The sequence below is a fragment of the Shewanella sp. KCT genome, from assembly GCF_007636505.1.
GTDB lineage: Bacteria > Pseudomonadota > Gammaproteobacteria > Enterobacterales > Shewanellaceae > Shewanella > Shewanella halotolerans.
In genome coordinates, this window is sequence record NZ_LVDJ01000002.1 from 403123 (window position 1) to 415615 (window position 12493).

The 12493-nt window shown below is 54.3% G+C and carries 15 protein-coding genes; all 15 read right to left on the reverse strand.

Features of this window, described 5'->3' with window-relative positions:
* Positions 1-47 precede the first annotated feature (47 nt).
* Positions 48-635, reverse strand: a complete 588-nt coding sequence (locus tag AYI87_RS04575; RefSeq protein WP_313955029.1) for a Maf family protein — start codon at positions 633-635, stop codon at positions 48-50.
* 2 nt (positions 636-637) lie between these two features.
* The gene (mreD, locus tag AYI87_RS04580) at positions 638-1126 is read right to left on the reverse strand and encodes a rod shape-determining protein MreD (RefSeq protein WP_011864211.1); all 489 of its coding nucleotides are present in this window, start codon (positions 1124-1126) and stop codon (positions 638-640) included.
* On the reverse strand, positions 1123-2004 hold the full coding sequence (gene mreC / locus AYI87_RS04585) for a rod shape-determining protein MreC (protein WP_144200002.1): 882 nt from the start codon (positions 2002-2004) through the stop codon (positions 1123-1125). The genes mreD and mreC overlap by 4 nt, the downstream gene beginning before the upstream one ends.
* Before the next feature lie 134 nt (positions 2005-2138).
* A complete protein-coding gene (locus AYI87_RS04590; RefSeq protein WP_011864209.1) occupies positions 2139-3188 on the reverse strand; it encodes a rod shape-determining protein in 1050 nt (349 codons plus the stop codon).
* Positions 3189-3353: 165 nt separating this feature from the next.
* On the reverse strand, positions 3354-5591 hold the full coding sequence (locus AYI87_RS04595) for a DUF6701 domain-containing protein (RefSeq protein ID WP_260865070.1): 2238 nt from the start codon (positions 5589-5591) through the stop codon (positions 3354-3356).
* A 466-nt stretch (positions 5592-6057) separates the two neighbouring features.
* On the reverse strand, positions 6058-6495 hold the full coding sequence (locus AYI87_RS04600) for an MSHA biogenesis protein MshP (RefSeq protein ID WP_144200006.1): 438 nt from the start codon (positions 6493-6495) through the stop codon (positions 6058-6060).
* A complete protein-coding gene (locus AYI87_RS04605) occupies positions 6485-7282 on the reverse strand; it encodes a PilW family protein (protein WP_144200008.1) in 798 nt (265 codons plus the stop codon). The genes AYI87_RS04600 and AYI87_RS04605 overlap by 11 nt, the downstream gene beginning before the upstream one ends.
* The gene (locus AYI87_RS04610) at positions 7282-7833 is read right to left on the reverse strand and encodes a type II secretion system protein (RefSeq protein WP_144200010.1); all 552 of its coding nucleotides are present in this window, start codon (positions 7831-7833) and stop codon (positions 7282-7284) included. Before AYI87_RS04610 ends, AYI87_RS04605 begins: the two co-directional genes overlap by 1 nt.
* A complete protein-coding gene (locus AYI87_RS04615; RefSeq protein WP_144200012.1) occupies positions 7823-8272 on the reverse strand; it encodes a type II secretion system protein in 450 nt (149 codons plus the stop codon). Before AYI87_RS04615 ends, AYI87_RS04610 begins: the two co-directional genes overlap by 11 nt.
* 143 nt (positions 8273-8415) lie before the next feature.
* Positions 8416-8907 carry a type II secretion system protein gene (locus AYI87_RS04620; protein ID WP_144200014.1) on the reverse strand — a complete coding sequence of 164 codons (492 nt, stop codon included), beginning with the start codon at positions 8905-8907 and terminating at the stop codon, positions 8416-8418.
* A gap of 14 nt (positions 8908-8921) precedes the next feature.
* Positions 8922-9431, reverse strand: coding sequence for a prepilin-type N-terminal cleavage/methylation domain-containing protein (locus AYI87_RS04625; protein ID WP_144200016.1), 510 nt, complete (start codon positions 9429-9431; stop codon positions 8922-8924).
* Positions 9432-9445: 14 nt separating this feature from the next.
* Entirely contained in the window at positions 9446-9952 is a 507-nt protein-coding gene (locus tag AYI87_RS04630; RefSeq protein WP_144200018.1) for a type II secretion system protein, read from the reverse strand.
* 88 nt (positions 9953-10040) lie between these two features.
* Entirely contained in the window at positions 10041-10655 is a 615-nt protein-coding gene (locus AYI87_RS04635; RefSeq protein WP_144200151.1) for a type IV pilin protein, read from the reverse strand.
* Between the two features lie 94 nt (positions 10656-10749).
* A complete protein-coding gene (locus tag AYI87_RS04640) occupies positions 10750-11241 on the reverse strand; it encodes a hypothetical protein (protein ID WP_144200020.1) in 492 nt (163 codons plus the stop codon).
* Between the two features lie 32 nt (positions 11242-11273).
* Entirely contained in the window at positions 11274-12491 is a 1218-nt protein-coding gene (locus AYI87_RS04645) for a type II secretion system F family protein (RefSeq protein WP_144200022.1), read from the reverse strand.
* Positions 12492-12493 lie beyond the last annotated feature (2 nt).

Consider the following 12493-nt stretch of genomic DNA (forward strand, 5'->3'; position numbering starts at 1 on the left):
TTTTAGAACAACTTAGACCTAAATGGCTCAATCTATTGGGTAAAACGCTAAGCGGATAACAGCTTAATCTCGGCCAGCAGGGCCCGGGTTTCCACCAAGGGTAGTCCTACCACCGCCGAATAGCTGCCGTCGATGGCCTCGACGAAGCAGCCGCCTAAGCCCTGAATGCCATAGGCGCCGGCCTTGTCCATAGGTTCGCCGGTGGCGATATAGGCTAAGATATCTTGTTCAGTTAGGCCGCAAAATTGCACTTTAGTTTCAACTAATCGAGATAGGGTCCGCTCACCGTCGGTAACAGCTACCGCCGTCATCACACTATGGCACTTGCCCGACAGCGCGCTAAGCATCTGCCTGGCGTCCTGTTCATCCTTAGGCTTACCTAAGATTTCACCGTCCAATACCACTATAGTATCTGAGCCCAGCACCACGGCGCCCGCCTGTCCCCAGAGCGCTAGACCAGCGTGCGCCTTCTCGATCGCCAGACGCACCGCGAACGCCTCGGCACTTTCCCCTGCCCTATGGCTCTCGTCAATGTCGGCGGATAGCGCCTCGAAAGCAAAGCCGGGGTCGCCAAGACCCACTTGAGCCAACAGCTCGCGACGACGAGGAGAGGAAGAGGCTAATACCAGTTGCATCATTATCTCACTTTATAAATACGGCGAATGCGTCTCAGCATCCAAAATACCCAAGGCCAGATGATCAGACTCGACAGGGCCGGCAGGAACAGGCTGACATCAAAGCTGGCCACGTTCACCACAAACTGTACCCAGAACACCAGCAGATGGTGCAGGCACACCAGGCTGGCCACCATCAGGGCCTGTTGCCACATGGGGAAGTTACGCAGGCGCTGGAAATGCAGTACCACCACATAGATCACCAGCGACATGGAGAGCGCCCGAATGCCTAGGTGGGCCCCCAGCAGGATATCCAGCAAGACGCCCAGCACCCAGGCCGAAAGGATATTGTAGCGGTGCGGCAGCGCCATCGCCCAGTAGATCATCACCAGCAGCAGCCAGTCGGGGCGCCAGCCCTCGACCAAGCCGGGCAGCGGCATGATCTGAAATAACATGGCCAGCAGGAAGCTTAACCAGACCACCCAACGACCGTGGGGAATATGCATGCTCATGGCGTCTCCTCCGCTTGCGGTTGGGCATCGGCGCCTGCTTCGACCGGCTCGGCCTGCTCACTCTGATTGCCATCTGGCCAGATCAACAGCAGGTAACGGATACGGTCCAGTGCCGCCAAAGGCTGGGCCGTGACAGTGGCATAGCTCTGGCCATCGTCGCGCTCGACCGTCATGATGCGCGCCACCGGGTAGCCTTCGGGAAAGCGTTTACCCAGACCCGAGGAGACCAGGAGATCGCCAACCCTAAGGTCTGTACTCTTGGCCACGTGCCGCAGCTCGAGCTCGTCGAGCTCACCAATCCCCTGGGCCACCAGGCGCACATCGTTACGGGTCACCCGCACCGGGATAGCGTGGGTCACGTCTGAAATCAGCAGCACCCGGCTGGTCAGCTCGCTGATCTCCACCACCTGACCGACGACGCCATGGGCATCCACCACGGGCTGACCCACGAAGACGCCGCTACGGGCACCATGGTTGAGCACCACATAGTGACGAAAGGGATCGCTGGCCACTTCCATCACCTCGGCCACCATCTTCTTGGAGTCCATGTGTACCGGAGAGCCCAGCAGGGCGCGCAGACGATCGTTTTCCTGTCTCAGGTGCTCGAAGCGCTGCAGACGCTCGCTCATCAGGAGTTGTTGCCGCAGCAGCTGCTTGTTCTGCTTGGCCAGCATGTTACGGGTGGCGATACTCTCGGCGGACCAATCCAGGATGGCACCGGGGATATTAGCCACGTATTGCAGTGGGCTGAGCACAGAGGAGATAGATTGGCGCACCGGTTCCAGCCTATCGTTGGCCACCAGTAAGATCACCGACAAAACAATTGCCAATGTGAGCCTGAATTGATTCGAAATACCGCGGGCAAAAATAGGTTTCATAAAACACTTAAGGCAGCGAACCCGGTACCCACTTTTTACCCATTCACCTTGTGGTGTCTGGGCGGCGAGCCATCATTTACTATGCCTCGCCAGGGGTGTAACCAGAGTCTTGCTGCCTATTTTCTTGAGCCGAATTAGTTTTCGTCAGAGAAGAGATCGCCGCCATGCATGTCGATCATCTCTAATGCCTTACCACCACCACGGGCCACGCAGGTCAGCGGATCGTCGGCCACCATCACAGGGATGCCGGTCTCTTGCATCAACAGACGGTCGAGGTCACGCAGCAGCGCGCCACCGCCTGTCAGTACCATGCCGCGCTCAGAGATATCCGAAGCCAGTTCTGGCGGAGACTGCTCCAGCGCAACCATCACGGCACTAACGATGCCAGAGAGCGGCTCTTGCAGCGCCTCTAAGATCTCGTTGCTATTCAGGGTAAAGCTACGTGGTACCCCTTCGGCCAAGTTGCGACCGCGCACTTCGATCTCCAGCACTTCGTCACCCGGATAGGCGGTACCTATGGTGTGCTTGATGCGCTCGGCCGTGGCCTCACCGATCAGGCTCCCATAGTTGCGACGCACATAGTTGATGATGGCATCGTCAAACTTGTCACCACCGATACGCACAGAAGAGGAATAAACAACGCCGTTGAGCGAGATGATGGCCACCTCGGTAGTACCACCACCGATATCCACCACCATAGAACCTGTTGCTTCCGACACAGGCAGGCCAGCACCGATAGCGGCCGCCATTGGCTCTTCAATCAGATAGACTTCGCGAGCACCTGCGCCCATGGCCGATTCACGAATCGCACGACGCTCAACCTGAGTGGCTCCCACAGGCACACACACCAAGACGCGTGGGCTTGGACGGAATACGCTGTTATTGTGCACCTGTTTGATGAAGTGCTGCAGCATCTTCTCGGTAACGTAGAAGTCGGCGATCACACCGTCTTTCATTGGACGAATGGCTTGAATGTTGCCCGGCGTACGACCCAGCATCTGCTTAGCTTCTGTTCCCACGGCGGCAACCGATTTTTGGCCGCCGCTGCCGCGTTCGCCCCGAATTGCAACAACCGAAGGCTCATTTAACACTATGCCCTCTTCGCGAACGTAAATTAAGGTGTTAGCCGTACCCAAATCGATCGAAAGATCGTTAGAAAAAATGCCACGCAGCTTCTTGAACATGTAACCAGCCTGTCTCAGTGGAGTCGGAAAAATAAAAATCAGGTAACTTTATCAATGCCCCCCGCATTCCACAAGGATATTATGCTGATCCTTAGATAAATATCTGTTCATCATTGAGGCTTGTGTCAGCCTAAGTGAACACTCGCTCAGCAATTGGTAGATAGGCTATTTCACTTCCCGCCAATAGATGATCTTATCGTGTCCGCGATAGGTGCCAAAATAGACATTGGCCCTGGGATCAAACAAGGTATCGGCAGCGTTCCCCGGATAGTTCCAATATCCCTTGAGCCAAGGTTCAACATGCAGCTTGAGGGGCACCTCGCCCGCCTGATTGGGGATGGCAAAATAGAGATTGCCCACGCCATTCACCAGAGCGCCACTGCGCAGCGACAATCCACTATCGCTATAGGCCTGCAGATCGGGGAAGCCCGAAGGTAGGATGCGATACAGGCCAGAGGTTGCCGTCTCGCCGGCATCGAGTGAGGTCTGGGTATTAAAAATCGAGCAATTATCATCGCCATTTAATGTCCAGGTAGGCACGCCAGCAGTCACGCTTGAAACATATTCGCTACGTAGCGGCAGCCGCAGGCTCTCCGACTGAGGGCCATAGCCATTTTCCAGCACCAGACGACCATAGCGCAGCTCGAAGGCCTTACCGTCGCCGATATCGCTAAAGGTAAATCCGCGGCAAGCAGCCGCGGCGCTGTCGCGATAACAGATACCATCTTCATCGCTGACGTCCAGCACCGACAAAACCAGATCAAAATCGGCATCGAAGGGTTCCTGTGGCGTCTGGGTGCGTCGGTAACTCGGCTGGGCGTCTATCAACTCAGCGACATTGGGTGAACCGCGATAATTGACCTGGCCTGAGAGTGCCGGCGCCTGACTGTCGCCAATCACAGCTAGCCCTGTGCTGTCTTGATAGCTGCGCTCAGGCCACTGATTGCGCTCTGCCTCATCCCTGTGTTTGTAACGCCACCAATCACCGATCTGGTAATTGCTGGTAACCTTATCTTGGGCATTTAACCCCGCCACCTGAATGTTTGGCTCGGCGCCCGTTTTAAAGCCGAAGGGCTGATCCAGATAGGTAAATGCGCCGCAGCTCTGGGCCGCCTCAGGGTCGTTGCCTGTGATCTCTAGATAGGCCGGTGTGAAACGGCCAAACACCTCACTGCTGGACTGGCTGGCGGGAATGGTCACGCCCTCAAAGCTGACATCCGCGCCAAGCGCCACCTTCATAGTGCCAACCTCGCTCCAGCTTTGATCATTGATGATCTGAGCGCTGACGCCAGATGATAGTGAGAACGCCAGGCTATCACGTCCTAACACGCCGTTTACCCCGGTATCGGGCTGCACCACCTGTGACACCACAGACAGGCCGCCATGCTCGAAATTCTGCAGCGCACTATTGTCGCTGAAATCCTTATCGTCATCGCTCTGCCAACAGGCCGCAGTCACCTGCATGCTAAAGGGTTCACCCGCCGCGGCCAGTACCTTACAGTCAACGTCATAGGGATCACTGGCATCACAGCGCCCATTGGCACTGACATTGGCAAAATGAAAACCGGCGGGTGCCGAGGTAAAACTATCGCTATGGGTGAGCATCAGAGTCTCTGAGCCTCCGGCAGGACGCGAAACAGTGTGGCTATGTTCGGCGCTAAGCGTCACCACGCCCGCCTCTGGGTAGTTGGCCGACAGACTGGCAACTCCTTCACCGTTAAAATGCACCTGCATTGTCTGAGTGCCGCCACCATCGATCGCTATCGAGTCACTCGGCGATAACAGGCTATTCAGGGTAAGCTGGGCCGGATTGTTTACCGTTGCCGGGCGCAGATAATCGAAGCCGAAGCTAATCGTCTTGGTCTGGTTGGCAAACAGGGGCTTACACTGCTGAGTCTGAGTATCCTTGGTCACAGCAAACAGATTAAAGCTGTTACCCGTCTTACAGGCGGTGCTGTCGGGCACATCGAAATAGAATCCCGTATCGGCAAAGTCGAGCAGGCACTGGGCATTAGCCACCAGAGCACCGTCGATATAACAGCGATAGGGCGCGGATGGTGCCGTAGTGCCAAGTCCCAGGAGGACGCTGCCGCCGTCTGGATGCCACACCTGGGTTTGAGCCGAGCCGGTAAAGCCGACATCAGCATATTTTACGCCGTTCTTGGTTAACTCGACGCTCGAGGAGACACTCGCCTGGGTCGAACAGTCGGCGTTGACACAGGCACGCAGCAGTATGTCTTTGGCGGCGCAGCTCAGCGCATCCGAGGTAAATTCGAGTCGGTAGTGATCGACACTCACACCGCCCTTGTCACACATGCCGCCGAAGTCGGCGTTATCTACCGCATCGAGATCGACATCAACGCCACCGTTTTGATGTATCCCTAGGTTCCCCCCTGAGGCCAAGGCACCATCAATGAAAGTGTGAGGTGCAATGGTGACACTTCCCGCCACATACACTATGGCATTGATCGAAATATGCCCAGATAGAACTAACTCACCTCTGACATAAATAATCAGATTTTCGGCTTTACCTGAGCTATTTATAGCTGAGTTATTAATAGATAAGTTATTGAAATAAAGCCGCGTAGAGGCATTATTGGTAAAAACATAGCTCCCCTGTTTAAAATCCCCCTCGCCGAAATTGTAATCACCCGCGCTAAAGGAATCACTTGATGAGCAACTCCTTTTCCACCCTTGTGTTGTACAAATCAGGTTACCCCTATATGCCCCAATATCGTCGGGCGGCACCAGGCCGGGATTATGATCACCCGTCGGTTTGTCGGTAAAAATCTCATCACACTGAGGCACGGCAAAAACACCGGTGGAGAAAATGAGGTAAAACAAGCCAGCGAGCAAGGTTAGCAGGAGTCTATTCACGGGCCTCGACCTCCACCTTACGATTGACGCGCAGACAGGCATTGCCATCGCAGTTGCCCACGGCGCAGGTCGCCTCACTGCCGATAAGATATTGGGTCACGCTGTCGCTCCCTGTCGCCACTGTGATCTGATTGCAGCTTAACACCACATTACAGCCATGAAAGCCCACCACATCCGGCGGTGTCCAACTAGCAGAGACGCTAGAACAACCCAACACAGCACCACTTAGGGGAAACAGCTGCGCCAGGGCAGCATCGGCGCCGCTGTTCGCCGCGGCGAAGGCGCGGGTCGCCAAGACCTCCAGGTTTACCCCCTCGTCGGCATCGCTAACGATATTGACGAGCGCCGCCGCCATCAGAAACATCACAGTAATGATGAAAATGCCTATCACTAGGGCGCTGCCTCGCTGCCTGGCTCGATTAGGGAACATTGATCACCTGCACCTGATGTTGATATTGAAAGGTCTGGCCATTCACCTCGAAACGGGGCGACAACTGCACCACGGCATTGTTAACCAGTGTACCCGGTGTGTAGTGAATCGGCGCCTCGCTACCTAAGTTATTGACCACATACCGGCCCATCAAGGCCCCCGTCCCCATCTGCGCCGGTGTCGGCTGGGTTGTCTGAACCCCGTAGCCGTCGTAACGCCTGATATCGCCGCTACTTAAGAAGCAGTAACTCACGGCGCCATTGACCATGAAGTAGCGCTTCTGAGGCGAGGCCTCATCGAAGCGCAGCACATTGTTAAACTCAATCTGATTGCCGCTCAGCCTGTTAACATCGAAGATACGACCCTGTTTGGTCGATGGACTGTCTTGGTAGAGCTGACCGGGCGATAGCGGATAGACCACTATCTTGTGGGCCAGGTTTACTCCCTGCGCTGGCAACATGATGCTACCAGTATCGGCCTCGGCACTTGGCGCAATAGGCAGGTTGATATAGCTGGCGCTGGCAGTGATAGGCATAAACTCTATGCACTGGGCATCGCTTGACTTGTCCACCCGAATGCTATTTGGCAGGGCATTACGTAGCTCCCGCGTCATACGCTCAATCACGAAACGACTCTGACTCAGCACCTGATCCACAGAGCTGGATTCGACGAAGATGCGGGTGCTCAAGATCACGAAGCTGCTCACCCCGACCACCAGGATGCCAAGTATGATGATGACGGTCACCATCTCGACCAAGGTGAAGCCCTTGTTAGTTTGCAGCCCCATCAGTAGTTACTCCGCAGCGCATGATAAGTGATCACCTCGCCACTGGGTGTGGTCACATTGATCGCCACCAGCTTGCTGTTCTTGTCGCTGCCGGGATAACTCACGCTGACCGATAGTTGGTAGTTAATATATTCCTGAGCATAGGTGCGATCCGAGTTGAGCATCTTGCTGGCCTGGGTCAGGCCATGATAGTCATCCACATCCCGATAGGCGTTGCGATCGAGTCCGCCCGCGCCAAAGTTGACCTCGTCAGTACAGGGCAGCCCTGCTGGCAATCCAAGGTCTGGCCTGGCCGCCGCGCCACAGGCGGGCACGCCGCCATTGGGATTGCTGTTCTGATCGTAACGCTTGCCCCAGATCTCGTTGAGCAGGGAATGCGCCAGCTCGGCAGAGCGCACCCTGTGAAGGGTTTCGGCGGCGCGATCCGCCTGGGGAAACAGCATGCTGGTGAGCATAACTAGGGCGATGCCAAGCACTATCATGCCCACGACCAACTCGATTAGAGTAAAGCCTGAGGCGCGCCTTGGTAAGATAGCTCTGCTAGCGTCCATGAATATACCCCTGGCTCTCTATGCTGAGGTCTAAGGTTTCATCGGCGGTGACCTTGATGGTGCAGCCCGCCGCGCAGCTGCCCGTCACTCTGCCGTCACGGTCGAAGGTCAGGGTGAAGCTGTTTAAGCTGCCTAAACTCAGGCTGGTCTGGCGGTGCAGCGACTGGGCATTGCCGCTGACCGCTAGGCTGCTGCAATCGGCGCCGTAAATGTCGGCACGATAACTTGTCGCCGTCACACTCACCTTGTAGCAGCGATCCAGGTTATTCAGCGCCATCAGCTGAACGCGCCTGAGCTCGCTAATCAGTTCATCTCTCAGGGTATAGGCGCTGTAGCTTGAGGCGGTAAAGAAGCGCGGCAAGACCACCACAGATAAAATGGCAATCAAGATGATGGTAGTGACCAGCTCTACAAGGGTAAAACCTTGTTGTTTATTCATCGACACCCCAGCTGCAACACGCTGATAGCGTTAAACTTTCTAATAACCTACAGAGTATGGCAAATATTGCCATCGATTTCAGTAATTAGTCTCTCGCCACAGACAAAAAAGGCCTGCATTGCAGGCCTTTAGAAACGTTCTCTTTAACAATCGCTAGCAGCAGGTATGGCGCCATATGCAGGCGGTGTCGAAGCATCCTTAGCCTGTGTATAAGTAAACTTACAAGTAGTAGGTGCATCCTTCTGAGAAATCTCGATTGCTAAAGGATCTGACCCAGTAACAGATGTAAACGTCCAATCCGAGGCTGTGATCTCTAGTGCAGCAGCAATCTCAGCTTGAGTCGCCTGAATATAACCGTAATTTAGGGTCACGCCTTCAACTACCGTTCCTGTAGTTGGTGGTGTTGCATTTGAGTCAGCCGCAGTTGCAGCAGTCTTTTCAATACCCGCTAAGACTGCCTTGGAGTAATAAAGTGAGTTCGCCCCCTGCAACGCCCCTTTTACACCTTGCAATGCAGAAACACGCGCATCGCTCTGCAGGTTAATAAACTTAGGCGCCGCGGTCACCGCCAGAATTCCTAAAATAATAATAACAACCACTAATTCAATTAGTGTAAAACCATTTTGTTTATTCATTGATAACTTCCTATTTAACAACCAGTAATAATAGCCGAGACTACGGCCGGTGTATTTGCATCTTTTGCCGTCGTATAATCGATACGACATGCATCTGTCGACTTCTTACCCTTTGGCACTATGATAAATTGAGTATTTGTCGAGGAAAACACACCCCAATCTTGAGTGGCGACAGTATCGGCAGCGCTCAAAGCTTCAAACTCTGTATCCAACGCATTTTCCAGATTCGCCTTAACGATAAGCGGCTCATCTTCACTATCTAAATAGCCATAATCGGTAATGACTTCCACACCGGGGGCGATAATAATACTGGTATCAGCTTCCTTCTCTTTTCCGGCAATCACAGCCTTCGAATAAATCAGGGCGTTGGCTCCCTGTATCGCGGCTTTCATCCCCGCAATAGTCGATTGACGAGCATCACTCTGCAGGTTGATAAACTTAGGTGCGGCGGTCACCGCCAGAATCCCTAAAATGATAATTACCACCACTAATTCGATTAGCGTGAATCCTTTCTGCTTATTCATCTGTTTCCTAACTATTAGCAATTTGAAGTTGTCGGCATGGCGGCAAATGTGGGGCCGACACTCGAGCTTGTCGCTTGGGTATATTCCAACTTACAGGCGGCTGGAGCCCCTTTTTGCCATATAGTCACCTTTGAAGCTTCTGGTTTGATAATCCATTCATCGGTTGCCGTTGTGGATGTTGGCTTACCGTCCTCACCTGCTGCAAAAGTAACGTCTAATCCATTCTCAAAATCTGCTTCAGTCGCTTTCATGTAACCGTAAACGACATTTATATCTGTTCCTGTACCGATATCCAAAGTAGCCGCGCCATCAGTGCCACCTTTCTCTTTTCCGGCAATCGCGGCTTTGGAATAGACCAAAGAGTTGGCACCTTGGATAGATGCTTTCATGCCTTCCAATGCAGAAAGGCGCGCATCGCTCTGTAAGTTAATAAATTTAGGCGCTGCGGTCACGGCCAGAATCCCTAAGATGATGATCACAACCACTAACTCGATCAGTGTAAAGCCGTTTTGCTTCTTCATGTCGTACCCTTGTTATTTTCGCTTCTGCTAACGTTTAACATTCAACTTTTATAAAATTCTGTCGGCCTCGCCGGGGCAAGGCGCAAGATTAATTGGTAAAACTCAACACCTGACCGGTACCTGGGTTATAGAGGATACCTTTGGCGTTGGCGGTGGCCAGATCAGGTGTAGGTGTCGGCACGCCCGTGGTTGGGTTTAATGCCAGCGAGGTCACCTGGTGGTAGACACAGAGATCTAAGTTGGTCACCTGAGTGCCATCGATCGCTACCCCATTACCACCGGCGCCATCCAGTACCCGCGCGGTAAAGCGCTGATTACGGGCATCCTGATTAAAGAGCACGTTACGCGGTGCGCCCTGAAGAATATTCTGGAATACCTCCTGACAGGCGGCATCTGTCATACCGGTCGCGCTCACGATACCACTGCCCGAAGTCAAGCCCGTTGGGAAGCCGAAACGGGTATCCAGGGAGATCTGCGTACCATCCAGCACCACATTGGCATTATTACGGCCATCTACTTCCCATTGGGAGCGCACGAAGCTTACCGCCGTGGCCAAACCACCGGCTACGCCATCTACGCTAGCATCTTCTGCATCGTCGGTCACATTCAAAAAACGGGGAATGGCAGTGGCCGCCAGAATTCCCAGGATCACAATCACGATCACCAGCTCGATCAGAGAGAAACCACTCTGTTTGGTTGGCATGTTTTGGGCTCGCATTTTCATAAAAAACTCCCTTAGATAATCCTGATAATTCTAGCAGTTACAGCAAATTATAAAACCTTAGAAGTCGCTAAATTCAGCGATCTGTCAAAAAAATAACGCGTCCACTAGTGAGTTGATAACTCAATCGATCACCGTTATTAGCAATATAACTACAAACCTCTCCAGCCTGGTCCGCTTGTGTAACAATTTTGGCTAAATCATCCCGGCCACCCAACAGCTGCCACCAGAGGGTCTTGCAGTTCTCCTCGGTGATTTGCGCCAATGTTGGCCAACCCTGCTCGCTCATCTTAATCAGAGGTTGCTCGCCGTCCCTGAGTTCCATGGCCGTGGACCAGTCGAGATGCATCTCGGCGGGGCGCCCCTGCACCAACCATTGAGAGCGCACCATGGCCAGTACATTCAGCAGGCGGCTGTGCTCCAGCTTCAGCCCCTGAGAAGAGACCTGATCCACCTTGGCAAAATAACCGTAACCCAGTACGCCCAAGATGAGCAAGAGCACCACTATGGCGATCATCTTGCCGTAGGCCTGCATCAGCTCGCTGTCGACCCGTGTCTGGTTTTCCATCAGCTCAGCTCCCGGCTCATGGCTGCCATGGGTTATCCCCCCTTGACCACATTGAGCATATCCCACATCGGCAGGTAGATGCCCAGCGCCAGGATGAGGACGATCACCGCGACGATGCCGATCAAAATAGGCTCCAGCTTGGCGGTCAGGTTCTTGAGGTCGTAATCGACCTCCCCCTCGTAAAAGTCGGCGGCGTCGTTGAGCAGTTGATCTATCTGGCCCGTCTCTTCCCCAACGGCCACCATCTGCAGCACCAGCGGGGTAAAGAGCTGACTCTGGTTCGACACCCGCAGCATGGACTCGCCCGATTCGATGCCCCGGCGCATGGCCACTATGCGGTCATGCATATAGGCATTATCCACGGCATCGGCTACCAGGCTCAGGGCCTGTGTCATGGGCACGCCTGCGCTCAGCATCATGGAGAAACTGCGGCAATACCGCGACAGGGTCGAGCGCTCTATGATGCTGCCCACCGCAGGGATCTTAAGCTTCCATCTGTCCCACTGCTGCTCGCCCTTCTCTGTATTGTGCCAATAGCGGATCCCCACGAAGCCGCCCACCAAGGCGATGAGCAGCAGGTACCAGTAGTTGACGAAGAAGTTAGAGGTGCCGATCAACAGCTTGGTGGCCCAGGGCAGATCGGCGCCAAAACGGGCAAACAGATCGGCAAACTTAGGGATCACCATGATATTGAGCACCACCATGGCCAGGGCCACCGCCATCAAGACGAAGATGGGATAACGCATCGCCGCCTTGATGCGCCTGCGGGTCTCCTGCTCGCGTTCGATATAGCCAGAGAGCTGAATAAAAGCATCCTCCAGCTTACCCGTGTTCTCACCCACATGGATCATGGAGACAAACAGGGCGTCAAACACATCCGGGTGATGGTTCATCGCCGATGAAAGCGGACGACCGGATATCAGCTGCTCTGAAATATCGTTCAGGGCATCCTTCATCCGTTTGGAGTGCGAACTCTCCGATAGGCCGGCGATGGCCCGCAGAATAGGGATGCCCGAGCGGGTGAGCGAATACATCTGCCGGGTAAAAATCTGCAGCTCATCCAGGCCAACCTTGCTCTTGAACAGGCTGCCCAGGTGAAACTCGCGCGCAACTTTGGCCTCCACCAGCTCAAGGGGGATCACGGCGCGAGACAGCAGCTGATCGGCGGCGGCACTTTGTGTGGTCGCATCGAGTCGCCCGCTGACCGAATTGCCCTGTGCATCACGCCCCTTGTACTGATAGACAGGCATAG

Excerpts from the sequence above, each read along its gene's own strand:
- AYI87_RS04605 (WP_144200008.1), bottom strand. The coding sequence starts at position 7,282 with ATGGGGCTGCAAACTAACAAGGGCTTCACCTTGGTCGAGATGGTGACC.
- AYI87_RS04615 (WP_144200012.1), bottom strand. The coding sequence starts at position 8,272 with ATGAATAAACAACAAGGTTTTACCCTTGTAGAGCTGGTCACTACCATC.
- AYI87_RS04645 (WP_144200022.1), bottom strand. The coding sequence starts at position 12,491 with ATGCCTGTCTATCAGTACAAGGGGCGTGATGCACAGGGCAATTCGGTC.
- mreC (WP_144200002.1), bottom strand. The coding sequence starts at position 2,004 with ATGAAACCTATTTTTGCCCGCGGTATTTCGAATCAATTCAGGCTCACA.
- AYI87_RS04610 (WP_144200010.1), bottom strand. The coding sequence starts at position 7,833 with ATGGACGCTAGCAGAGCTATCTTACCAAGGCGCGCCTCAGGCTTTACT.
- AYI87_RS04625 (WP_144200016.1), bottom strand. The coding sequence starts at position 9,431 with ATGAATAAGCAGAAAGGATTCACGCTAATCGAATTAGTGGTGGTAATT.
- AYI87_RS04575 (WP_313955029.1), bottom strand. The coding sequence starts at position 635 with ATGCAACTGGTATTAGCCTCTTCCTCTCCTCGTCGTCGCGAGCTGTTG.
- mreD (WP_011864211.1), bottom strand. The coding sequence starts at position 1,126 with ATGAGCATGCATATTCCCCACGGTCGTTGGGTGGTCTGGTTAAGCTTC.
- AYI87_RS04620 (WP_144200014.1), bottom strand. The coding sequence starts at position 8,907 with ATGAATAAACAAAATGGTTTTACACTAATTGAATTAGTGGTTGTTATT.
- AYI87_RS04635 (WP_144200151.1), bottom strand. The coding sequence starts at position 10,655 with ATGCCAACCAAACAGAGTGGTTTCTCTCTGATCGAGCTGGTGATCGTG.
- AYI87_RS04590 (WP_011864209.1), bottom strand. The coding sequence starts at position 3,188 with ATGTTCAAGAAGCTGCGTGGCATTTTTTCTAACGATCTTTCGATCGAT.
- AYI87_RS04600 (WP_144200006.1), bottom strand. The coding sequence starts at position 6,495 with ATGTTCCCTAATCGAGCCAGGCAGCGAGGCAGCGCCCTAGTGATAGGC.
- AYI87_RS04630 (WP_144200018.1), bottom strand. The coding sequence starts at position 9,952 with ATGAAGAAGCAAAACGGCTTTACACTGATCGAGTTAGTGGTTGTGATC.
- AYI87_RS04640 (WP_144200020.1), bottom strand. The coding sequence starts at position 11,241 with ATGGAAAACCAGACACGGGTCGACAGCGAGCTGATGCAGGCCTACGGC.